At 33.3% G+C, this 23,946-nt stretch carries 27 protein-coding genes; 11 read left to right on the forward strand and 16 right to left on the reverse strand.

Annotation, left to right across the window (positions count from 1 at the left end; translation table 11 throughout):
• The first annotated feature begins 135 nt into the window (after positions 1-135).
• Positions 136-885, forward strand: a complete 750-nt coding sequence (aroE, locus tag I2490_RS08660) for a shikimate dehydrogenase (protein WP_206459304.1) — start codon at positions 136-138, stop codon at positions 883-885.
• An 89-nt stretch (positions 886-974) separates the two neighbouring features.
• On the opposite strand, the gene clpB is transcribed toward aroE, so the two are convergent.
• Both clpB and I2490_RS08670 read right to left on the reverse strand, forming a co-directional pair.
• Positions 975-3,560 carry an ATP-dependent chaperone ClpB gene (gene clpB / locus I2490_RS08665; RefSeq protein ID WP_206459305.1) on the reverse strand — a complete coding sequence of 862 codons (2,586 nt, stop codon included), beginning with the start codon at positions 3,558-3,560 and terminating at the stop codon, positions 975-977.
• A gap of 193 nt (positions 3,561-3,753) precedes the next feature.
• Positions 3,754-4,476 (reverse strand): site-2 protease family protein, encoded by a 723-nt coding sequence (locus I2490_RS08670; RefSeq protein ID WP_245157122.1) that lies wholly within the window; start codon positions 4,474-4,476, stop codon positions 3,754-3,756.
• Positions 4,477-4,640: 164 nt separating this feature from the next.
• Between I2490_RS08670 and I2490_RS08675 the strand changes: the two genes are divergently transcribed.
• Entirely contained in the window at positions 4,641-5,465 is an 825-nt protein-coding gene (locus I2490_RS08675) for a LysM peptidoglycan-binding domain-containing protein (RefSeq protein WP_206459306.1), read from the forward strand.
• A 104-nt stretch (positions 5,466-5,569) separates the two neighbouring features.
• Here I2490_RS08675 and glyA read toward each other — a convergent pair whose 3' ends face one another.
• Positions 5,570-6,811 carry a serine hydroxymethyltransferase gene (gene glyA, locus I2490_RS08680; protein ID WP_206459307.1) on the reverse strand — a complete coding sequence of 414 codons (1,242 nt, stop codon included), beginning with the start codon at positions 6,809-6,811 and terminating at the stop codon, positions 5,570-5,572.
• Between the two features lie 222 nt (positions 6,812-7,033).
• Here glyA and trxA point away from each other — a divergent pair, with 222 nt between their 5' ends.
• From trxA to I2490_RS08710, 6 genes are all read left to right on the forward strand, one after another.
• Entirely contained in the window at positions 7,034-7,360 is a 327-nt protein-coding gene (trxA, locus tag I2490_RS08685) for a thioredoxin (RefSeq protein WP_206459308.1), read from the forward strand.
• 18 nt (positions 7,361-7,378) lie between these two features.
• Entirely contained in the window at positions 7,379-8,839 is a 1,461-nt protein-coding gene (cls, locus tag I2490_RS08690; RefSeq protein ID WP_209010592.1) for a cardiolipin synthase, read from the forward strand.
• 414 nt (positions 8,840-9,253) lie between these two features.
• Positions 9,254-10,273, forward strand: a complete 1,020-nt coding sequence (locus tag I2490_RS08695; RefSeq protein WP_245157123.1) for an ABC transporter substrate-binding protein — start codon at positions 9,254-9,256, stop codon at positions 10,271-10,273.
• A 110-nt stretch (positions 10,274-10,383) separates the two neighbouring features.
• Positions 10,384-11,331 (forward strand): ABC transporter permease, encoded by a 948-nt coding sequence (locus tag I2490_RS08700; RefSeq protein ID WP_206459309.1) that lies wholly within the window; start codon positions 10,384-10,386, stop codon positions 11,329-11,331.
• Complete coding sequence (locus tag I2490_RS08705; RefSeq protein WP_206459310.1) at positions 11,318-12,094, forward strand: ABC transporter ATP-binding protein; 777 nt, start codon at positions 11,318-11,320, stop codon at positions 12,092-12,094. Before I2490_RS08700 ends, I2490_RS08705 begins: the two co-directional genes overlap by 14 nt.
• Before the next feature lie 48 nt (positions 12,095-12,142).
• Positions 12,143-12,577 (forward strand): DMT family transporter, encoded by a 435-nt coding sequence (locus I2490_RS08710; RefSeq protein WP_206459311.1) that lies wholly within the window; start codon positions 12,143-12,145, stop codon positions 12,575-12,577.
• 38 nt (positions 12,578-12,615) lie between these two features.
• On the opposite strand, the gene I2490_RS08715 is transcribed toward I2490_RS08710, so the two are convergent.
• Entirely contained in the window at positions 12,616-12,918 is a 303-nt protein-coding gene (locus I2490_RS08715) for a DUF6506 family protein (RefSeq protein WP_206459312.1), read from the reverse strand.
• A 211-nt stretch (positions 12,919-13,129) separates the two neighbouring features.
• On the opposite strand from I2490_RS08715, the gene I2490_RS08720 reads away from it, so the two are divergent.
• From I2490_RS08720 to I2490_RS08725, 3 genes are all read left to right on the forward strand, one after another.
• Positions 13,130-13,708, forward strand: coding sequence for a TlpA family protein disulfide reductase (locus tag I2490_RS08720; RefSeq protein ID WP_206459313.1), 579 nt, complete (start codon positions 13,130-13,132; stop codon positions 13,706-13,708).
• Between the two features lie 84 nt (positions 13,709-13,792).
• The gene (locus I2490_RS17070) at positions 13,793-13,879 is read left to right on the forward strand and encodes a CD1871A family CXXC motif-containing protein (protein ID WP_334300405.1); all 87 of its coding nucleotides are present in this window, start codon (positions 13,793-13,795) and stop codon (positions 13,877-13,879) included.
• Complete coding sequence (locus I2490_RS08725) at positions 13,866-14,744, forward strand: 4Fe-4S binding protein (protein WP_442859736.1); 879 nt, start codon at positions 13,866-13,868, stop codon at positions 14,742-14,744. The genes I2490_RS17070 and I2490_RS08725 overlap by 14 nt, the downstream gene beginning before the upstream one ends.
• Positions 14,745-14,812: 68 nt before the next feature.
• Here I2490_RS08725 and I2490_RS08730 read toward each other — a convergent pair whose 3' ends face one another.
• From I2490_RS08730 to I2490_RS08785, 12 genes are all read right to left on the reverse strand, one after another.
• On the reverse strand, positions 14,813-15,106 hold the full coding sequence (locus tag I2490_RS08730) for a sporulation stage IV protein A (RefSeq protein WP_209010594.1): 294 nt from the start codon (positions 15,104-15,106) through the stop codon (positions 14,813-14,815).
• Positions 15,081-16,754 carry a recombinase family protein gene (locus tag I2490_RS08735; protein ID WP_206459314.1) on the reverse strand — a complete coding sequence of 558 codons (1,674 nt, stop codon included), beginning with the start codon at positions 16,752-16,754 and terminating at the stop codon, positions 15,081-15,083. The genes I2490_RS08730 and I2490_RS08735 overlap by 26 nt, the downstream gene beginning before the upstream one ends.
• Before the next feature lie 107 nt (positions 16,755-16,861).
• A complete protein-coding gene (locus tag I2490_RS08740) occupies positions 16,862-17,050 on the reverse strand; it encodes a hypothetical protein (protein ID WP_206459315.1) in 189 nt (62 codons plus the stop codon).
• 66 nt (positions 17,051-17,116) lie between these two features.
• Positions 17,117-17,638, reverse strand: a complete 522-nt coding sequence (locus tag I2490_RS08745; protein WP_206459316.1) for a dUTP diphosphatase — start codon at positions 17,636-17,638, stop codon at positions 17,117-17,119.
• Between the two features lie 97 nt (positions 17,639-17,735).
• The gene (locus I2490_RS08750) at positions 17,736-19,982 is read right to left on the reverse strand and encodes an adenosylcobalamin-dependent ribonucleoside-diphosphate reductase (RefSeq protein ID WP_206459317.1); all 2,247 of its coding nucleotides are present in this window, start codon (positions 19,980-19,982) and stop codon (positions 17,736-17,738) included.
• A gap of 14 nt (positions 19,983-19,996) precedes the next feature.
• Positions 19,997-20,341 (reverse strand): hypothetical protein, encoded by a 345-nt coding sequence (locus tag I2490_RS08755; protein ID WP_206459318.1) that lies wholly within the window; start codon positions 20,339-20,341, stop codon positions 19,997-19,999.
• 106 nt (positions 20,342-20,447) lie between these two features.
• The gene (locus I2490_RS08760; RefSeq protein WP_206459319.1) at positions 20,448-20,897 is read right to left on the reverse strand and encodes a 5' nucleotidase, NT5C type; all 450 of its coding nucleotides are present in this window, start codon (positions 20,895-20,897) and stop codon (positions 20,448-20,450) included.
• Positions 20,891-21,370 carry a deoxynucleotide monophosphate kinase family protein gene (locus I2490_RS08765; RefSeq protein WP_206459320.1) on the reverse strand — a complete coding sequence of 160 codons (480 nt, stop codon included), beginning with the start codon at positions 21,368-21,370 and terminating at the stop codon, positions 20,891-20,893. The genes I2490_RS08760 and I2490_RS08765 overlap by 7 nt, the downstream gene beginning before the upstream one ends.
• A gap of 72 nt (positions 21,371-21,442) precedes the next feature.
• Positions 21,443-21,877, reverse strand: coding sequence for an FAD-dependent thymidylate synthase (locus I2490_RS08770; RefSeq protein WP_206459321.1), 435 nt, complete (start codon positions 21,875-21,877; stop codon positions 21,443-21,445).
• Positions 21,878-21,923: 46 nt separating this feature from the next.
• On the reverse strand, positions 21,924-22,538 hold the full coding sequence (locus I2490_RS08775) for an FAD-dependent thymidylate synthase (RefSeq protein WP_206459322.1): 615 nt from the start codon (positions 22,536-22,538) through the stop codon (positions 21,924-21,926).
• A complete protein-coding gene (locus tag I2490_RS08780; RefSeq protein WP_206459323.1) occupies positions 22,538-23,188 on the reverse strand; it encodes a hypothetical protein in 651 nt (216 codons plus the stop codon). The genes I2490_RS08775 and I2490_RS08780 overlap by 1 nt, the downstream gene beginning before the upstream one ends.
• 70 nt (positions 23,189-23,258) lie before the next feature.
• A complete protein-coding gene (locus I2490_RS08785) occupies positions 23,259-23,858 on the reverse strand; it encodes a cell wall hydrolase (protein WP_206459324.1) in 600 nt (199 codons plus the stop codon).
• Positions 23,859-23,946: the final 88 nt, after the last annotated feature.

Consider the following 23,946-nt stretch of genomic DNA (forward strand, 5'->3'; position numbering starts at 1 on the left):
TGTCCCTTTTTTCTCCATTTTTCCTTTACTTTGCGAAAAAAGAATTTTAGTGTATACTATTTATATTAGAAGTAATATATACGTGATTCAGAGAAATAAGCTTGTATGAAAAAACATGCCAAGAAAGGAGCAATTATGCTAAAATTTGGATTATTAGGCGAAAAACTCGAACACAGTCAGTCGCCCAAGCTTCACCAACAACTTATGAAAGATAAAGGCATTGATGGTACTTATGAATTGATAGAAATCTCAAAAGATGCCTTTGAAGATACATTTTTATCCCTAAAAAACAGCGATTTCCGTGGTGTCAATGTAACTATTCCTTATAAAGAAACAGTTATCCCCTTTCTTGATGAAATTTCCCCACAAGCAAAATACATTGGAGCAGTTAATACCATCCTTTTTTCAAACGGCAAAGCAAAAGGTTTTAATACTGATTACTTTGGTTTTCGTGCACTTTTTGAACATAACAACATTAAAGCAAAAGGCTGCAATGCCATCGTATTAGGAGCAGGCGGCGTAGCAAAAGCTGTACAAAAAGCACTTTGCGATATGGGTATCTTTGATTTAACCGTAGTCAGCCGAGGAAAAGAAAATTTTCATAACCAATATACCGTATCCTATGATTTTTATAAAGAAAAACGTCCAAAAACGGATATTTTAGTAAACTGCACACCAGTTGGCATGTATCCCAATATTAACGCTTCACCCCTCCCAAAAGCTTTGATGAGAGCAAAAATAGCTGTAGATGTGATTTACAATCCCGAAGAAACGTTGTTTTTAAAATATGCAAAAGAGTTGGGAATGAAAACTATAAATGGAAACCTCATGCTCTACGAACAAGCAGCAAAGGCACAAGAAATCTGGGAAAATGAAACATTATAATAAAAAAATATTTTCTATTATCCAAAAAGAGACAGATGAAACGGTTTTTATTCGCTCCCCTGTCTCTTTTTTATTTCCATAACTGAAAATTATTTAAATACTAATTTGCCATCCTCTTCATCAATGATTACATGATCACCATCTTTGATTTCACCGCCAATCAGCTTCGCGGCTAACTCCGTTTCAACATGTTTTTGCAAATAACGTTTTACTGGTCTTGCGCCATAAACCGGAGAATAGCTTTCCAAAGCAATCAATCGTTTTGCAGGATCGGTTAATTGTAAATGAATGTTTCTCTCAAAGAGCTTTGCAAGCAGATGTTCCATTGCGATATCGATAATTTTCTTAATTTGCTCCTCAGTCAATGGTGAAAATACAATGATATCATCGATACGATTCATAAACTCAGGACGGAAATGACGTTTCATTTCTACTTCCACTTGCTTCTTTGCTTCTTCCGTAATGCTTCCATCAGCTTGAATGTTTTCAATCAAATCATTACTTCCGATGTTAGAAGTCATAATCACTATGGTATTTTTAAAATTTACCGTTCTTCCTTGATTGTCCGTCAAGCGTCCATCATCCAAAAGCTGTAAAAGAATATTAAATACATCCGGATGGGCTTTTTCAATTTCATCAAACAAGATGACACTATATGGTCTTCTTCGGACAGCCTCCGTTAATTGCCCCCCTTCATCATAGCCGACATACCCCGGAGGTGCTCCAACCAGTCTGGATACGGCATGCTTTTCCATATATTCTGACATATCAATACGAATCATGTTTTTCTCGCTGTCAAACAATGCTTCCGATAATGCCTTTGCCAATTCTGTTTTCCCTACACCGGTAGGTCCTAAGAAAATAAAGGAACCAATCGGACGATTTTCATCTTTAAGTCCAGCTCGTGCACGTAATACAGCCTCTGAAACCGCCGTTACTGCTTCATCTTGTCCAATGACCCTCTCATGCAATACTTCATTCAGCTTCAAAAGTTTTTCCCGCTCTGCTTCCACAAGCTTGCTAACAGGAATACCTGTCCACTTCGATACAACCTCTGCAATTTCTTCCTCCGAAACCTCTTCCTTTAATAAACGATTTTCGTCTTCTTGCAGTGCATTTGCTTTTTCTGCCTCCAGCTTCTTTTCCAATTCAGGCAAAATCCCATATTTTAATTGTGCCAAACGTTCTAAATCATAATTACGTTCTGCCACTTCTATTTCATGCTTTACTTCTTCTAATCTCTGCTTGGTTGCCTTTTGTTCCGTAATGACTTGTTTTTCCTTCTCCCATTGTGCGCGCATCCCTGCGTTGGTTTCATTTAACTGAGATAGCTCTTTTTCAATATTGGAAAGACGTGCTTTGGATGCAGCATCCTTTTCCTTTGCCAATGCCTGCTTTTCAATCTCTAACTGCATAATTTTTCTCGAAATTTCATCCAACTCTGCCGGAACGCTGTCGATCTCTGTACGAATACGTGCCGCTGCCTCATCCATAAGGTCAATCGCCTTATCCGGTAAAAAACGATCACTGATATAACGATCCGAAAGTGTTGCACATGCAATCAATGCATTATCCGTAATGCGGACACCATGATGAATTTCAAATCGTTCTTTCAACCCTCTCAGAATAGAGATGGTGTCTTCGACCGTCGGCTGATCTACAAGCACCTTCTGAAAACGACGTTCCAGTGCTGCATCTTTTTCAATGTACTTACGATATTCATCCAATGTAGTAGCGCCAATACAGTGCAATTCTCCCCGAGCAAGTTTTGGCTTTAGAAGATTGCCCGCGTCCATAGATCCTTCTGTTCTTCCTGCTCCTACAATGTTATGAATTTCATCGATGAAAAGAATCACTCTTCCCTCAGACTTTTCAATTTCATTCAGCACTGCCTTCAAACGTTCTTCAAACTCACCTCTAAATTTTGCTCCGGCGATTAAAGCCCCCATATCCAAGGCATAAATGGTTTTATCCTTTAATCCTTCCGGCACGTCTCCATTTAAAATACGCTGTGCCAAGCCTTCTACAACCGCAGTTTTACCTACACCCGGTTCTCCGATCAGAACCGGATTGTTTTTTGTTCTTCTTGAAAGAATTTGAATTGCATGACGTATTTCGCTGTCCCGTCCAATTACGGGATCCAGTTTTCCTTTTCTTGCTTCCTCAACCAAATCACGTCCATACTTTTCTAAAGCTTCATAATTATCCTCTGGATTTTGGCTGGTAACTCTCTGGTTTCCTCTTACTTTTGTTAATGCCTGTAAAAAGCCTTCCTTTGTTATATTATATTTTTTAAGAATTTGACCAGATGGAGTATTCTTCTCTTCAAGCAATGCAAGATAAAGATGTTCCACACTGATGTATTCATCTTTAAAATTATGAGCAATCTTTTCCGCACTCATAACCAATTGGTTCAATCGCCGAGTCGAATACATAGAATCACCGCCACCCTGAACCTTTGGCAGTTTGTCCAACTCCTCCTGTAGGTCTCCAACTACTTCTCCTAAGTTAATCCCCATATAACTGAGGAGCTTTGGAATCAAGCCATCCTGCTGCAACAAAAGTGCCACATGCAAATGTTCCCCATCCAATTGTTGATGGCCCTCCTGTATCCCAATATTTTGAGCATCCATAATTGCTCCTTGCGCTTTTTCAGTCCATTTTTCAAAATTCATGATTTCATCTCCCCTCATCTAAAAACTTTTTAATTGAAAAACGACAAGCTTCTAAAAGCAGCTTGACGTTTTACATACCATAATAATAAGAAGATTAAGTTTTGTTCGTTATACTATTTTTTTACCCCATAAGAAAAGGTTTAAACAAAAAATAAATAAAAAAATTTAAAAATAATCTTTCTTTTCTTTCGCCCTAAATTAATTGAAAAATAAATAAAAGCAACCGATAAATAGATGTAACAATTGGACTTAAAATCATACCTGTAATATTAAATAAGATTAAAACCATCAAAATAAGAAAGCCCTTATCGTAAAGTGTGTAATAAATTTGTTTGTATCGGAAATGAAATAGCTCAGCCGCTACGTTAAATCCATCTAATGGTGGCACTGGAATTAGGTTAAATACCATAAGCACCAAATTAATCAAAACTACCTTTTGCAAAATGGAAATTACAATCTCACCTAAACCAGTATACAAAAAATGAGGAGAGAATGTAAAAAGCATCTTCATAATTGCAGTAAATAAAATAGCTAAAATCAAGTTCATTGTTACTCCAGCCAAACCAACTAACAGCTCATCTCTTCTTGGATTTTTAAAATTTCGAGGATCAATTTCTACAGCACGCCCCCAACCAAATCCAATAAAAAACAGTGCAATAAAACCAAACAAATCAATGTGCGCCAGCGGGTTAATGGTAACACGTCCTTGCAGTCTTGGTGTTGGATCTCCACACAGATCTGCTACTTTTGCATGAGCAAATTCATGAAAAGAAAGTCCAATAATAATACCCGGCAGAATCATGATTTTATCCATAATCCATTCCATAGGCGTTCCGTAATAGTGATCCAAAAGCGCCTCTGCCAATAACAATATAATAAATAATATCCCAATTGGATTTTGTAAAAATCGTTTCAATCTCTTAATTCCTTCCTATCCTTTATTTTATTTGCTTCTCTAAATTTTATTTTATATTCTATCACATATTCCCTATCATTGAAATATTATGATAGCAAGTGTAACAAACAAGTTTCCTATAACAATTGAGTTTTTTCTCAAAGAAATAGAGGTGAAATGACATTATGGCATATAAAAATCAATGCCCAATTTTTCCGAAAAGTCCCATGATTCCTCCAAATTACACGTGCAAAGAGGTATACACTGTAAAATCAAGTGATACACTCTATGGAATCTCACAAACATTTGGTGTTCCCGTTCCAGTACTTATGCAAGTGAACCGTATTTTAAACCCTTATGCTTTAAAAATTGGCATGAAACTTTGCATTCCGGGTGCTAAAGACGCAGTTCCACCTACATGCAGTGGTACCTACCACGTAATCGTTGAAGGTGATACGCTTTACATGATTGCAAAAAAATACAAACTACCTCTTTCTGCAATTATTAGAGCAAATCCAAACATGGATCCATATGATTTGCAAGTAGGTATGAAACTCTGCATTCCTACCATGCCGGTAGAAGAAACACCGCAAAATGGAATGGACGGTGGAATGGAAGGCGAAATGGAAGAAGAAGCTGGAAATGAAATGGAAGAAGAAAACGGCTCTGTCGCTCCAAGTTGCCCAATTGGAAATGTTTATCAAACACAAAGAGGTGATACATTATCCCGCATCTTAGAACGTTTTGGGATGACATACGAAACTTTGCAAAATGCAAACCCAAATATTGATTTCTCAAAATCTTTAGACGGCTTAGAGCTATGTATTCCCGGAATGATGGAAAAAGAGAACTGTCCTCTGTCGGATGCCTACTTTGTAAAATCGGGAGACTCTTTAGACTCCATAAGTCAAAAACTTTTGATTGTATCTGACAGCTTACTTATTTCAAATCCAAAATTAACGGTGACTGATTTTTCCGTGCCGGGCACAAAAATTTGTATTCCAAAATAATAGCCAAAAAGAAGAACACTACCTTGTTTGGTAATCAAAATACTGCCAAACAAGGTAGTTCATTCTTTTCTATCCTCTATTGTTTTTCATATTAACTTTCTTAATTATTTATAAAGTGGAAATGCTTCACAAAGTTCCTTTACAATCGCTTGTGCTTGTCCTTTCGATGTTTCACAAGTCGGATGATCTAAAATCAAAGCAATCGCCTCAACTACTTTTTTAAATTCTGCTTCTTTAAAACCTCTAGTTGTCATTGCCGGAGTACCCAAACGAATACCACTCGTCACAAAAGGTCCGTTCGGATCATTTGGAATGGTATTTTTATTTGTAGTAATTCCTGCTTCATCTAAAAGCTTTTCCGCTTCTTTACCGGTAATACCTTTATTTGTAAGTTTTACTAATACAAGATGATTGTCGGTTCCTTCGGAAACAAGTTCAAAGCCACGAGATATCAGCTCGTCCGCCATTACTTTTGCATTTGCCATAACTTGTTTTTGATATTCCACAAATTCCGGTGTTGCAGCCTCTTTAAGACAAATCGCTTTTCCTGCAATAATATGCATCAAAGGTCCACCTTGAATTCCTGGAAAAATAGCTTTATCTATTTGCTTTGCATACTTCTCCTTACAAAGAATCATCCCACCTCTAGGTCCTCGTAAAGTCTTATGTGTCGTTGTTGTAACAACATCTGCATATTTCATAGGATTATCAAGAAGACCTGCTGCAACAAGTCCTGCAAAATGAGCCATGTCTACCATTAAAATAGCGCCCACTTCATCTGCAATTTCTCTGAATTTTTCTGTCTCTAATTTTCTAGGATAAGCACTGTAACCAGCAACAATCATCTTAGGTTTATGCTCGTGGGCTAATCTTCGTACTTCTTCAAAATCAATACGTTCTGTTTTCTCATTTAATTTATAAGAAACAAAATTTAAATATTTTCCTGAAAGATTTACAGGAGAACCATGTGTTAAATGTCCTCCGTTCGATAAGTCCATACCCAAAACGGTATCCCCATGCTCTAAAAGAGCCACGTATACACCAATGTTTGCATTGGAACCGGAATGTGGTTGAACATTTGCGTGATCTGCACCAAATAATTTTTTTGCCCTCTCAATTGCTATGTTTTCTACAAGATCTACACATTCACAGCCACCATAATAGCGCTTTGACGGATAACCTTCTGCATATTTATTGGTAAGCGCGCTTCCACAAGCTTCCATTACCGCTAAGCTTGTAAAATTTTCCGACGCAATCAATTCAATTTTATTTTCTTGTCGATTCATTTCTTGTCGAATAAAAGAGCCTACCTCTGGATCAATTTGGTCTATACTATTAAAATACATTCTTTCTCCTCCACTTCTAAGCATTTTCGCTACCGTTTTGTATTTTTTCCTTATATTATATTCGACTTAACTTTTCGATTCAACATAAACTTTTATTTTTCGGGTAAAATAAAACTGTTTGAAGAATCAAAGACTATGGTATAATAATAAATACACAGCGATAAAATTAGAAGTAAAATGCAATGTATGAAATGATTACCATGTATACTAGGAGGAAAAATTATGTCAGATCAAATCATCTACTTAACAGAAGAAACTTATGAATCGGAAGCGATGCAATCCGATTTACCAGTTCTAATTGATTTTTATGCAGATTGGTGTGGACCTTGTAAAATGGTTGCTCCCATTATGGATGAATTAGCTGCAAAATATGCAGGTAAAGCAAAGATATGTAAGATTAATATTGATGAACAAAGAAAACTTGCTTTATCTAATAAGGTAATGAGTATTCCTACCTTATTCTTTGTTAAAAATGGAACCATTGTAGAGCGTGTTACAGGAGCATTACCACAAGCAGCATTAGAAGAAAAATTAGATGCTATACTGTAAGATCCACAGGAGGTCTTCATGTTCCCGATTGGCTTTTTAAATATGTCAGCTATTATAACCGGTCTTTACGTCATTAATTTCTTTATTGCATTTACCATTATTTTTCTTGAACGTAAAGACCCATCCGCTACCCTCGCTTGGCTTATGATACTATTCTTACTGCCTGGTGTGGGTATCGTTTTTTATTTTTTGTTTTCTCAAAATATATCACGCCAGAAAATCTTCCGTCTGTCTAAATTTGAAGAAGCATCCATTAGTAATGCTCTTTATGAGCAAATGAATGATATTAGAAATGGTCATTTTGAATTTGCAAAGTTGGAAGCAAAAAAATGGCAAGATATGATTCGTCTAAATCAAACCTACAGCGAAGCCTATTTTACACAAGATAATCATATAACCATTCTCACTGATGGCAATCATAAATTTAATTCTTTGCTGCAGGATATTAAAAAGGCGACCATTTCCATTAATATTATGTATTACATAGTAAAAAATGATACTTTGGGTCGTGCCTTTATTGATCTTCTAACAAAAAAAGCACAAGAAGGTGTTGAAGTAAGATTTTTAGTTGATGGTCTAGGTGGAAGACAATTAAATCGAAAAGCCTTAGAGCATTTCAAAGCAGCTGGAGGGCAATTTGCATTTTTCTTTCCACCAAAGCTTAAATATGTCAATATGAAGCTTAATTACAGAAATCATCGAAAACTTGTCATCATTGACAATGAGATTGGGTATTTAGGTGGCTTTAATGTAGCAAATGAATACATTGGCAAAAATAAAAAATTTGGTTATTGGCGTGACACTCACCTTCGCGTAACCGGAGGCAGTATTGAAGATATGAATGCTCGATTTATTTTAGATTGGCGTTTTGCGTCAAAAGAGCAATTAATCATTTCTCATTCATATTATCCAAAAGTAACTCATAGTGGCACAACCGGAATGCAAATTGTTTCCTGTGGTCCAGATTCTCCAAAATCAGAAGTAGAACTTGGATATTTAAAGATGATTTGTAATGCAAAGAAAAACATTTATATTCAAACACCTTATTTTATTCCAGATTCCAGTATCTTGGAAGCTTTAAAAATGGCAACTCTTTCCGGCGTTGATGTTCGTATTATGATTCCATGCAAACCGGATCATATGTTTGTCTATTGGGCTACTTATTCGTATGTAGGTATTCTTTTAAGTGCAGGCGCTCGTATCTTTATCTACGACAACGGTTTTTTACATGCAAAAACAATATGTGTAGATGGAGAAGTCGCGTCTATCGGTTCTGCTAACTTTGATATACGAAGTTTCCGACTTAATTTTGAAGCAAATGCATTTATATATGATAGTGAGCTCGCTTATAAATTGGAATCCATTTTTGAAGCAGATATGGAAAAGAGTCACGAATTAACAAAACAGCTTTATCGTAACCGTTCCCACTTGATTCAATTTAAAGAATCCATCGCAAGACTCTTATCGGACTTGTTGTAATAAAATCAGAAAATTACTACACAATGACGAAAAAAAGATTGACAACAAAAAAAACTAATGCTAATATAGCTATAAACCTACGACGAGGGAGTAAAACTGTAAAACGATCTTACAGCGAATCCGGGGTGGTGCAAGCCGGACAGATAACGCTACAGTATAATGGTCCTCCGAGGGCAAGGCGAACAGGATTTCTCAAAATTCTTAGTAGTTGCGACGCGAAGCTAGCGTTATTGGCTAAGGGTGTGATGGCACTCTGCAAAGAGAATGTATGAAAGATACATTAAACAAGGTGGTACCGCAGGTTGACACTTGTCCTTGAAATTGGGATAAGTGTTTTTTTATTTCACTGATGCCCCTCTCGCAGAGAAAGAAACCCCTTTTCAAACAATTATCGGAAAAGAAAAGGAGAAAAAAATGAAAAAATTAAACAAAAAAGTAACAATGGTATTGGTTATCACTTTAATGATTCTTTCCGCTTTTACAGGCTGCGGAACCAATCAATCCAATGACACTGCAGACAATCTGCCTACAATTGGTATTGTTCAAATTATTGAGCATACTTCTCTCAATATGATTCGTGAATCAATTGTTGCGCAATTAGAAGCAGATGGATTTACTGATGGTGAAACGGTGCACATTGATTATCAAAATGCGCAAGGTGATCAAAATAACTTAAAAACAATCTGCCAACAATTTACCTCTAAAAATTATGATTTGATTGTAGCAATTGCAACTCCATCTGCACAGGTCGCGTTGGGAGAAACAACAGAAATTCCAATTGTATTTTCCGCCGTTACCGATCCAATTGCAGCGGGTCTTGTTACAACGATGCAACAGCCAGGTGGCAATATTACCGGAACTTCAGATGCTGTCTCTCCGGAACAAATTATGGAATTGGCAAAACAAATTACACCTGATTTCAAAAATATCGGTGTTTTATACAACTCCGGTGAAACAAATTCCATTTCAGTTATTAACAATTTGAAAGAATATGCAGACAAAAACAATATTAATGTTTTAGAAGCTCCGGTTATGAACGGCAGTGAAGTGCAACAAGCAGCAGCATCGTTGGTTGATAAAGCTGACGTTGTATTTGCCCCAATTGATAATACGATAGCTTCTGCTATGCCAATTATTACACAAACTCTAAATGAAGCAAAAATTCCATTCTACGTAAGTGCAGACTCTATGGTTATGGACGGCGGTCTAGCAACCTACGGTATTAATTATGAAATATTAGGTGCAAAAACCGGCGAAATGGTAACCGCGATCTTAAATGGAAGTGCTCCTGGGTCCATTGATGTTGAAACCATGTCCGATATGAATATTTACATCAATACCGATACTGCAAAGAAAATCGGAGTTACCATCCCTGAATCTATTATGAAAAAGGCTACCATCTTTACCGATGCAGATTCCTCTCAAAATCAATAATCTATTACTAAAAAAATTACAATAAGTAAGTGAAATCAAGTAGATTAAAAATCATTTTAAAATAGATTAGAAATTTAACAAAAACAGAAATAGAAAGCTAGGTATTTTATATGACAATTACCGCAATCCTTGACTCTTTTGAATTGGGTTTAATCTATGCTATTTTAGCCCTGGGTGTATTCCTTTCCTTTCGTACGCTGAACACACCCGATCTGACCGTAGACGGAAGCATCGTGACAGGTGCTGCTGCTTCTGCCATACTTTGCAGTACGGGACACTCTCCCCTTGTCGCGTTGCTTGCTTCTTTTATACTAGCCTCTTTGGCTGGTGCGGTCACTGCTTTATTAAACATTAAATTGAAAATCGAGCCACTATTGGCAGGCATCCTAGTAATGCTTGCCTTATATTCTTTAAATTTACGTTTGATGGGCTCAAGATCAAACATTGCACTTACGCAAAGCAACACGCTTTATAAAAGTTTTCATGCAGCCGTACAAAGTAATTACTCATCGTTAATTTTAGGAATTATTATTTTAAGCATCGCTACGCTCAGCTTGTATTTCTTTTTAAATACACGTTTGGGATTTGCACTTCGTGCTACTGGAGATAATGAGTACATGGTACGTGCATCTGGCGTAAACAGCAATCTTATGAAGCTTTTGGGTCTTTCTTTGTCTAACGGCTTTGTTGGTCTTGCCGGTGGCCTTTTGGCACAGTACCAGTCCTATTCAGATGTTCAAATGGGTGTTGGCATGGTAGTCATCGGGCTTGCCTCCGTTATTGTAGGAGAAACTATTTTTGAACTTTTTACAAAGACCGTTCCTCTTCTAATACGTCTACTCGCCGTTTCAGTAGGAGCAATCCTTTACCGATTAGCTCTTGCGTTTGCCTTAAGCTGTGGTATGCCGGCCACGGATTTGAAACTGATTTCCGCGGTAATCGTTGCCATTGCTTTATCAACCGGAGTAATGAAGGATTCTTTTCTGAAAAAGAAGATTTCTTTTACTTCAAACTCAATAAAACCTGCAAAGGACGGTGAATCCTATGATATGCATTGAACATCTTTATAAAATCTTTGGCTATGGAACCGTCAATGAAAAACTTGCCTTGCAGGATGTCAGTCTTACCATGCATCCGGGAGAGTTTATCACTATTATCGGCAGTAACGGTGCCGGCAAATCCACATTAATGAATTGCCTATCCGGAGTAGAAAAAACCGATCATGGTAATATATTTTTAAATGATATTAATATTACAAAGTATCCGGAACACAAACGCTCTCGCTATATTGGCCGTGTATTTCAAGATCCAATGAAAGGAACTGCCTTTGATATGACCATCGAGCAAAATTTGGCCATTGCATACAACAAAGACAAATTCCGAGGTTTACAGAAAGGTATATCAAAAAAAGAAAAAGCGTTTTTTCGTGAACGCTTATCACTATTGGGCATGGGTTTAGAGGATCGAATGACGCAAAAAGTAAAATTGCTTTCCGGAGGACAAAGGCAAGCACTTACGTTATTTATGGCCATTCTTGTCAACCCAAAGCTATTGTTATTAGACGAGCATACTGCTGCATTAGATCCGGCGACGGCAAAAAAAGTCTTAGATCTTACCGACCAATTTGCAAATTCAAAAGATCTTTGCACGATGATGATTACACATAATATGAGTGATGCATTACGTCACGGTACAAGAACCATTCTTATGGATAGCGGTCGTATTATCATGGATATTTCCGGAGAAGAACGCGAAAAAATGACCGTTGAAAAATTAATTGAGCAATTTGAAATTCAAAACGATCGTATGCTTTTAAAATAGTATAAAAATCACCTCATGGGCAATACTGTCCTCGAGGTGATTTTTTTTATGTTGGGAATTCTTATGAGTATCGTAGCAGGTGCTGCTATGAGTTTACAAGGCGTAATCAATACTCGATTAGGAGAAAAAATCGGTCTGTATGAATCTAACACATTTGTACAAGGAACCGCTTTTCTTCTCGCTATCATTACAATGTTTCTGCTTGGAAAAGGGAATTTCACAGATTTATTGCATGTAAATAAGATTTATTGGCTTGGCGGTGTATTGGGTCTTGTCATTACAATAACCGTTATGCTGGCTATCGGCCATCTTAGTCCTACTTATGCCATCTCCATTATTCTAATCAGTCAACTTTTGGTTGCAGCTATCATTGATGCTTTCGCTCTTTTTGGTTCCGAGCAAATTCATTTTGGGTGGACAAAATATACAGGAATCGCACTAATGATTGCCGGTGTAATCTTATTCAAATGGAAATCCCTTTGAATCCTAATTGATTCAGATAAAAACAGTCAAGATAAAAATTACATCCATTTTACATCACCGGAAAGTCCATCATAACCAGGATGATTATCAAAACGTACGACTCCTACTTGAACCTTTCCACAAACGGCTTCTGTTACTTTTGCATGTCCAATTGAACCAAAACCGCCACATAGTTCCAAAAGTAAAACTCCTTCTTCCGCAAGTTTTTTTGCCTCTTCACATGCCATTTCATAGTTTTTTACACCAATCGTAATCATTTCTCCGACTTCAAAATCCATAACCATTCGTCTTGGTTCAGTCATTGCTCCGTTTACAAACATAAAAGCTACTTTTCTTTTCATTTTATACCTCTTTCTACGCATGCCTTGCGTTTTTATTCATTTATTAAACTTTTAACTAGTATATCACGCATAAATGGATTGAAAAAGAAGCTTCATAAAATCTGTGTAAAGTTTTTAATTTTAGAAATACTAACTATAAGATAGCATTTCCTTTTAAAAAATATTATATCTTAATATTACAATAAAATAATTAAAAAAAGGAGAAAATGAAATGATTAAAAAAATATGTTTATTATTACTCATCACGATTCTCAGTATCTCCAGTTTAATTGGATGTACGACTCAAAATGATATGGACACAACGAATACTATTTCCCCAGTTGCCGCGGATGAAGTACAGCTTGGTGATTTTAAAGCCCAAGATCTTAAAGGAAACGAAGTAACAAAGGATATATTTTCTAATTATGATCTAACTCTTGTAAATTTATTTACAACATGGTGTTCACCTTGTATAGAAGAAATTCCTTATTTAAATCAAGTCGATAAAGAACTGGCTGATAAAGCAGTAAATGTAATCGGTATTGTCTTAGATGTGAATGAGGATGGAAAAATTGATGATAAAAAATTAGATAAATTAAATGAAATCATTAAATCTACAAAAGCAGAATATGATATTATTTTACCCGATAAAGTGCTAAGGGAAGGACGTTTAAAAAATGTTGATTCCGTACCAGGATCCTTCTTTGTTGATAAAAATGGGAATATTGTCGGTGAAACTTATGTTGGTTCACATTCCAAAGATGAATGGATTAAAATTGTAAATGATGAACTGAATAAAATCAAAAAATAATATGAGGGAAATGCTATGCGTAGGAAAAAAAAGAAAAATACAAATATAGTTACAATCTTCCTTATTTTCATTGGTATCTTTTTCATGGTTTTCGGGATTTACCGTGGTGAAGTACCTGTTATGTTTGAAAAATCCATAAATATTTGTCTGGAGTGTATTGGAATTGGCTAAAGAAAGTATAAGAAGCAACGATCGTTCACGTTATTTTGTGCAAGGAATATGGGCACTGATTACAAACAGCTTCCTGATTGGTTTTATCCAAGGAAAAATCTATCAAGGAAAAATAAAAAATGTATGCGTACCAGGATTAAACTGTTATTCCTGTCCAGGTGCAGTAGCATCTTGTCCAATTGGTTCCTTGCAAGCAGTGATTGGCAGCTATGAATTTAAATTTGCCTTTTATGTCGCTGGATTTATGATTGTGATTGGCTCAATTATGGGTCGTTTTGTTTGCGGTTATCTCTGTCCCTTTGGATTTTTTCAAGATATGCTTCATAAAATCCCTTTTTATAAGAAACCAAAAACCTTCAAAGGTGACCGACCTTTGCGAAAACTAAAATACATTATATTAATTGTATTTGTTATATTAATGCCATTATTTATCGTCGATATCATCGGGCAAGGCACTCCCTATTTTTGTAAATTAATTTGTCCGGCGGGAACCTTAGAAGGCGGCATTCCGCTTGTACTGATGAATGAAACACTCCAAAAAACGGTTGGATGGCTTTATGCTTGGAAAAACATTCTTTTAGTTATAACTATTATTGCTTCTATTATTATTTATCGCCCATTTTGCAAATACATCTGTCCACTTGGCGCAATCTATTCAATATTTAATCCGATTTCTATTTTTAAATATCGAGTCAATCCTGAAAAATGCATTCACTGCCATGCTTGTGCAACGGAATGCAAAATGAACGTTGATCCAGTGAAGAATGCAAATGATTTGGAATGTATAAGATGTGGCAAATGCAAAAGCATCTGCCCTACTAATGCCATTGAGTATACCTATTTTAAAGAAAAGTACACCTACTAAAATTAGATCTTTTTCATCTAATTTGTAGGTGTACTTCATTTCTTAAAATAATTATGATTGATTTATATTTACAAAACAATACAAATAAAATAATCTTTACCCTCATCGGAAATTTTCTGTAAGGAACGTTGTACTTTCAATCGAATATGCTCCGGTACATTAGAAAGTTTATGTTCCATTTGTTCCGTTACCATTTCATACAGAGATTTACCAAAGAGATTTGTTTCCCAAATCTTTGATGGATCATTTTCAAACTCTGTCAATAAGTAACGAATCAGATCCTCAGATTGTTTTTCCGAACCAACGACTGGTGAAACCTCAGTGGTTATATCTGTTTTAATGATATGTGTACTGAGTATCAAACTGATGTTTTAAAACCTCTGATTTTTTGCCCTTCTTTCCTTTTACAATGTCATACGAATCTTGATGTTTTAATGCTTTAAAATATAATTTTAAATGTACTACGTTTTCGTCTTCTGTTTTATAAACAACAATTTTATCAAGTAAATCATCTATAATTTGTTGCATATTTTTTTCTGAAAAAATATTATTTAATTCAATATTAATTGATTTTTTTAAAACTTTAATTGTTTCTTCATAATTATTATTTTGTTTTTCTTGCTTTCTAAGTTCTCCTAATTCATTTTTTAGCTTCATAACTTCATTATTGAATCTAATATTTCTTTCTTTAAATTCTTCATTAGATATTGTTTTATCAATGCTTAAATCAAGTAATTTATCTTTTTTAATTAAAATATCATTGATTTGCTTTTCAATCTTGTTAATATTTTTAATAGTATCTGATTTTTTTGTCGTTAATTTATACTCATCAATCATATCATTTAAGATATTTGATTTGTTCTCTACTAAAGATTCATATGACATTTTTAATACTTCATTTAATTCTGTTGTATATAATGTAGGGCTGTTGCAATATTGTTTCCCTTTTTCCTTAAATAATTTACATTGCCAAACTTCTTTATTCCCATTTTTATATTTATATTCTCCACGATAAAATAATACATTATGTTCAGAACACCATATTTTTCCACTATAGCTATATTTATTTGTATATCCAGTCGAATTATTTTCAGTTAGTTTTTCACTTCTTGAATTATATATTTTATTAGCCTTTTCCCACAATTCTTTACTTACAATAGGTGGCACATTTTTATTATCCTCATATATTACCCAATCTTTTTTATCTTTCCATTTTACATTATCTAACATATAATCATATTTTGTAATTTTATTTCCACAATAATATCCTTTGTATTTAGGATTAGTAAGAATATATCTAATCGTAGTCAAACTAAATTGTCTTCCATTTCTATTAAAATGACCTTGTTCAGCTAATTTCTCTGCAATAGTTCGCATTCCATATCTATTATCAACATACATATTAAAAATAAGTCTGACCACCTCTGCTTCTTTTTCATTAATTACAAGTTTTCCGTTATCTTTATCATACCCCCATATATTAGATGCTCCTAAAACTCTTCCATTTTCTATTGCTCTTTTGAAGCCAAATTTTACACGTTCAGAAATTTTACGAACTTCATCCTGTGCAATTGCAGACATAATAGTTAGTCTTAATTCACTATCTGGCAATAAAGTATTAATATTATCAGATTCGAATAAAACACCTACGCCGCATTTTAATAATTCTTGTGTTGATTTGATACTATCTACCGTATTTCTAGCAAAACGTGATATTTCTTTTGTAAGTATAAAATCAAATTTCCCATCTTTTGCATCGTCAATCATTTTTAAAAAATCTTCACGTTTATTAATTTTTGTTCCACTTATTCCTTCATCAAAGTATCCTTGAATATATATCCAATTTTTTTGTTCTTTGATGTATTTAGGATAATAATCTATCTGATTATCTAATGAATTTTTTTGTTCATCCTTATCTGTTGATACTCTTGCATAAAAAGTAACTCTCATCGGTATATCGAAAATAGATTTACCTTTTATCAATTCGTTTCTTATCGAATATAAATCCATTATTTATCCTTCCTGTAATACAAAATAACCTCTGTTTGATGCTATGTATTTATTATAAATCATGTATATAATATGGTCAACATAGAAAATAGAGGTTATTTTTTTTATTAAATTTTTAAATAATTACGTTTTAATGCTTCTTTACTATTTAAGTAATCCTTCATCCCACTATACATAGTTCGTGTTATAATCCCTTTTTTATATAAGTTTTCATTTATTTGTTTTTTTATTCCTATTAATGCACGCAACTCTAAGCCTATTTGAGTATTGTCTTTGGTTGGTTGTCGCTCATTCATATGTAAAATCATCTCCTTTGTATTTGTTTTATATAATATATTAAGATTGAATATGCTTTATTCTTTTTACTTTCCACTAGACCCCAATTTGTCCATTCCACGTTTGGATTTTATTTCACATAAATGTTCATATGACATTTCAATTACTTCGGTTTTAGGAACTGGCAATAATACAGCTTGACAAATTGCTTTTTCATATGGGTAAATAATATGAGCTGGAGCACTAACCGTATTTCCATAAATCATTCCAGCTGTAATTCCTTCTTTTGCAATAATGACTTTATAATCATTATGATTTGTAATAGGTACAAACCATTCATTTCGATATCCTGAATCAATTACACCACATCTTTGACCAATGCCCTTAGTTCCAGTAGACCCTCTTTCAAATAACTGAAAGTAATAGTCTGAAGAACAAGCACTAGCAATTCCAGTTGGAATCATTTTAGTTTCATGAGGGTTTATCACCATATAAAACTCTTCGAAATTGGCGTATATATCGTATCCTGCATTCTCCTCAATCTTAGATGGAATAACTGCATTTTCTCTTACCTTTGCAAAATAAATCTTTTCTCTCTCTGTATTCATATGAAATCATCCTTTCATTTCGATTCAATTTATATACCATATGTAGTATAAATAAATAATACAAAATACTACATATGGTATGTTTTATATTATATTTTTATCCGCAATGACTAAATCCACATTCTTTACATACACTACATCCACCTTCAAACTGCATTTTAGCACCACATTCGGGACACGCATTTGTATAATTTATTGGGTTATTATTTTCATTAATTTCTTCAATTAATGTTGATTCTGATTCATCTACAAAGCATCGATTATGAATTTTTTCTTGAAGTTCTTTTAATGCATATCCAATAGCCGAAGGACAAGAAGTACCTTTTGATGTATCGCCTTTAGATTTAGTTCTATCTGTATATGCCTTGCATGGTCTAATACTCATAGCTTGGTCTATAATTTCTTCAACTGGAACTCCTGCTCTTAGCAATAATGAAATTAACCTTGAAATAAATTGTAAATTGCGTTCACATCCACCACCAGAACCAATATCAATAAATGTTTCTAATGGCTCACCTGTAAATTCATCAAAATCACAATGAAGATAAAATTTACCACATCCATTTATTATTGTACGTTTGCAACTAAGTAAGTCATCATTCACACAAAGAATATCGCCACGATTTAATGTATTGTTAAATTCAGTTTTATTATTCTTATTTGTAGTTAAGATACCATCTCTTTTACAACCGTCTCTAAAAATAGTTACTCCTTTTAATCCTTGTTCCCAAGCATATAAATATAAATCTTCAACTTCTTCTACTGTAAATTCATTAGGTATGTTAATTGTGGAACTAATAGAAGCGTCAATATGAGATTGCCATATTGATTGCATGTTAATACGTTTTCTATAGTTTAAATCTTGAGCAGTAATAAAGAATTTAGGTAAGTTATTATCGTCTACTAAATTATTTTCTTCAATATATTGTTTTACTATTGGTGTATATACTTTATAACTTACTTCCTTATCATGTAAAGATTCTGTTTTTCTAGTATAATAATTAGCAAAAATAGGTTCAATTCCACCTGACACTCCTAACATTGTGGATAAACTTCCAGTAGGAGCTATTGTTAATAATTGTGAATTTCTTAATCCGTATTTTTTTACTAACGAATCTACATATGTATCAATATTATACTTATAAAATTCAGTATTGGATACTTCTTCATAGTTATATTTTGGATATGAACCAAATTCTCGTGCTAAATAAGCAGATTCTTTTACCGCTTCATTAATCATTATTATGCCTATTTTATCGCATAATTCAAGAGATTCTATATCACCATAAGTTAATTGTAATTTAATCAACATATCCGCAAGACCAAAAATACCTAAACCTATTTGTCTCCAATTTTTAACACTTTCTCTTTGTTCTTTTAATGGGTGTAATGGCAACCCTTCATCTAAAACTTCATTTAACGCTCTAGTTGCAATTCTAACTGTCTTACCAAAATCATCAAAATCAAACATACCATTGACAACAAACTCTGATAAATTAATTGAACCTAATAAACAAGACCCTCCTGCTGGTAAAGGCTCTTCTGCACATGGATTTGTTCCTGCAAATTTAAAGCCATGAGTTTTAGCTAATAAATTCCACTGTTCAATTCTATCCCAAAATAGGAAAGCTGGTTCAGCATAATCCCAATTCATTTCACAAAACTTATGAAATACTTCTTGAGCTTTTATAGTCTTTTTTATTACTTCATTAGTTTCACTTCTCGTGAAAGATAATTTAAAATCTGTATTATTTTGTACAGCTTCAAGAAAATCATTTGTGACACGAATTGAAATATTGGCTTTTGTAACCTTATCTAAATCTGATTTAATTTCAATAAAGTTTTCAAGGTCTGGATGATGGCAATCTAACGAAATCATTAATGCTCCACGTCTTCCATTCTGCCCTATTAATTCAGTTACATGAGAATACAAATCCATAAAACTTACTGCTCCACTTGTTTTTTTTGCAGTATTATTTACTTTTGCACCATTGGGAGCAAGCTTAGATATATCTACACCAACTCCACCACCATAACTAAAAGTTCTTGCTAATGCTTTTGCACAATCAAATATAGATTCAATATTGTCTTCAGGAGCTGAAACAACATAACAGTTTGAATATGTAACTTTGTTCCCTAATTTATGTAATCCCCTGTTAGATAAAATTCTTCCTCCAAATAGAAATTTTTTAGTTATAATTAATTCTTTTAAATCTTCATTGCCATTACAAATTCTATTAAGCCATTCATCAAAACTTTCATTTTCATATGGGTATTTATTTTTCCATATGTCAATTCCTATTTGATTATCATTACCTAGCCATTCTTGTACCGTTTTTGCCATCTAATCTCCTTTTCTTACTGCTTAATAACTTCTAAATCACCATCCCAAAACAACCATTTTGGGTCTGTGGTATCTTCTTTGAAACAAACTACAACTGGATTATTCATATGATTCTTGTCGTACTCAACCGTAAAAATATCATCTTTATGTAGCTCGATAAACTTTTTATATTTATCTGACATATTTTCATAGTTAACATTTGATTTAATTTTTTCTAAGTTGAGTTTTACCTTTTGCCCCTCTTGTAAACATACGTTTTCAGACGCTTCTTTTAAAAACAAAATATCTTCAATCTGCTTACCGCTGATTCCAAATTTCCTTAATTCTCTAATATATTTTCTTCTTTCTTGTCTGTTCATCTTATCTCCCTATTTGTTCATCTAATTTATCTATGATAGTAATAACATCTAATAAATCATTTGCACGATAAAAATTATGTAAATTTTTAATATCAATATGTTCATTCTAAGGCTTAGTCAATAGTATTTTGAAGCCATTAAAGTTAATTAAATTATCAAAGTGGTCATCTATAAGCACATCACCATTAAATCTTGTTTTATCGCTCATAATGATTAATTTTCCACTATTATATGATTGAATATTTTTAGAGAGCCATTGATGTTTTCCAAAAACAGTTTCGGGCGAAGTAGCTGTGACATAATATATATTATGAAACTTTGATAATTCACTGATTACATCTTGGCAATATGGTTGTACTCCTATATTTGATACAAATTCATTTGAGCAAAACTCAGAGAATATATTTTTACATTCTTTTTTAATAAATTTTCTAACATCATAATCAGTAAAATCATTGATATTAAGATAGTCATTATATTTATTATTATATGGAATTAATATATCTGACATCATCGTATTTAATGTTTCATCAACATCAATCCCAATAATTAACATGTAATACTTTCATCCTCTCTCTTTAATATTTCTCTAATCGGGGCAACTAAATTATCTAATCCTTCAGCCGAAATTATGTAATCGAATTTATAGTTATCCAGTGCTGTCTCAGATGGATGGTTCTTTTGTTCTTCTGTTAAGTCACTTTCAAAATTTGGTCTATTTACTCTAACAGTAATAATATTAAGTCCAGTTTCCTTCCATCTTTCAATTTCATTAGGGAATCTAGTATCTGGAACTAATACATAATCATACTTATTATCTGTAAATTTGACTTGTTGAATTATGAAATCCACCCAATAATTAGGAAATACTTTTCTAATTAAGTCAGTCCCTACATTTTGCAGAATATGTCTTCCATTTTCATCCTTTAATCCATTCCACCCCCAGAATTTTTGACATATGTATTTTACTAAATCCCCATAATGAGCAAGCAATACATTTTTATTATTGTCTTTTAAAATTTGTTGCATAATTTCTGCTGTGGTGTCCTTACCGTGTCTCGCCTTACCCGAAATTAAAATTACTTTAATATAAATCACTCCTTAAATATATTTAAATGTTTCTGGAAACAACTCTCTAACCTGCTTTAACATTTCACATGCTAATTCCAATAACTCGCTCTGAGTATTATCGTCACAACACATTGAGAAGAAATATAGTAATTCTCTAGTTGTCATGAGTGAAGTTACTTCACAGCATACGCCGTTTGGTAACACATATTCTGCTACTTCTTTTCCAGAAGATTGCTCTAGTACATCATATAAAGCAAGAGAGGTTTCAATAAAAGAAACGTATTTCTCTCTATCTTGTTCTTGAATACCATCTGGAATAACGTATTTTGTTGTATTAAATTTGTCTATGTAATTATAGTTTGCAAATTGCAAAAGACATGAAATTGAAATATCTTCAATCTTAAATTCAAACGGTTTTGTTTTTAAATTTAATTCTGTTGGTTGATTAATAATAGTAACTTTCATAAAACACCTCTTCTTTTATATATTTACTAATTATTTATTATTATCTTTATTTGTGAGTTGAATAAAACCACTCATTATAAGCATCGTATCTTTCTTGAATATTAAATACGTTTACATCTTTTAACTGCATATTTACCAATAAATTTTCAAATGCTTTACATTTATTTTCGCCTGTGCATTCGGGGCAACCACATCTATATACGCAGTTTGGAACTAAAACATCGGCAATTTCTGGTTCATATTTATGCAATTCAGACTTAAAATCTTCCGCATATTCTCTTGTTTCTTTTGATGCTTGAAAACATAATCTTTTTCTCATAGTATCAATAAGTTGCTGAATGTTTGCATCCCCTACGAAATCAAGTAATGTTGACTGAGGAAGATTATCTCTATTTACTCCTGTTCTATCAGTTCTTTGTGTAGATACAAAACATTCCCATTTATGTCTAACCCAGTGTACTGAAATCCACGATTTAATAGCTTCCCATTTCCATCTAATACTAATATCACGGATTGGTGAATGTTCGGAAATTAAAATATTTCTCTTAAATTCCTTGCTAGGCTCTTTACCTAACGGTGGCTTAGAAACTGTGTTTCTACAATCATCTACTACATCTTGCCAAGTACCTTTAATCTTTAAAATCTGTGTCTTTAAATCCATTAATTATCCTCCATATTTTTCTTTATAAATTCTAAATATTCATTCCATAATCCTTTGTAATGGATGTATGATTTGTTATCTAATGCCAATTTCTTACGTTCTTTTTTATATCCGTCACCACATTTTTCAATTAATACGTTTTCAAATGATTTATTGATACTATTTAATTTTATTGCTTTGCTATCACCAAATTTTACATTGCCCAATACATTTTTATAGTCTTTCATATTATTATCTGGTATTGTGTATCTATTTTTAGGTAGATTTTTTGTACTAAATGGTGAAATGTTTGCACCTGACTTAATAGCTCCGACTAATTCAGCTATATATTTTAATTTATCAGTTTTAAATGTAAAGTAAATTTCTGAACTTAGTATATCAATATCGAGTAATATGTTATTTTCTAAGGCTTTAACAATTTCATCATTCGATTGTTTTTTATATGGTTCGATGTTATCATTATATATTTTTCTTAAAATGTTAAGTCCTCTACCTAACGACGGAATATAACACGATAAAATATTTTGACATCCATGTCTAATTGCTATGTTATTCTTACATTTAATACGATAATCATCAAATGATGGGTCTATATCACCAATCTCATCTGGGTCTTCTGTTGGTAGTCTTGGGAAATCGTTTGTATCCAAATCATAATCAGATACAATTCTATATTCTCCTATATACTTTTTTAAATATCCTGCTATTTTAAATCACTTCCTAATCATTTTTGTAACAGAAATATGTTGTCGTCCCTAGAGTTTCATCATATATTTTCTTATATACGCCATCTCCTTGTTTGAATTCTGCTTGGAAAACTACATTATCAGGACATATTGAACCATCTTCTAATAATTTTTCAGCTAATTTTAATGATTCATCAGAAGGAATAATTTTATCAAACTTTCCATTTTTTACTGAAGCATATTGCCCTTCAGCATATACAACATCTTCAATTGTATTTGGAAATAATTCATGCTCTACTCTATTGAGAACAACACTACCTGCAAGTAATTTATGCTCTTCTGATAACCACCAACATCCTGCTTCTGCTGTTATTGCTTTGGCTAAAATAATTTTTTCGTCTTCAGTGTAATTATTATCGAATGATTCTTTGATACTGATTTCTTCTTTAACTTCTTCGATATTATTGGATTCCGCTTTAATATTTTCTTCATTATTAATTTTTACTTGATTTTCTTCTATGTTTTTCTTATTGATTTTTTCTTTTTCAATATTATTATGCGTTAGTATAAATACTACTGAAACCAAAATAATTAAACTGATTAGTGCCGCCTTTTTATTGAATCTATGTCGCATACGCCTTCCTTTCTTCCTCTGTTAACTTATATGTAATAACTGGTTGTTCTCTATTCTTCTTTTCGAGTTCTAACACCCTTTTATAAGC

The sequence above is a fragment of the Anaerovorax sp. IOR16 genome (assembly GCF_017168145.1).
Lineage (GTDB): Bacteria > Bacillota > Clostridia > Peptostreptococcales > Anaerovoracaceae > IOR16.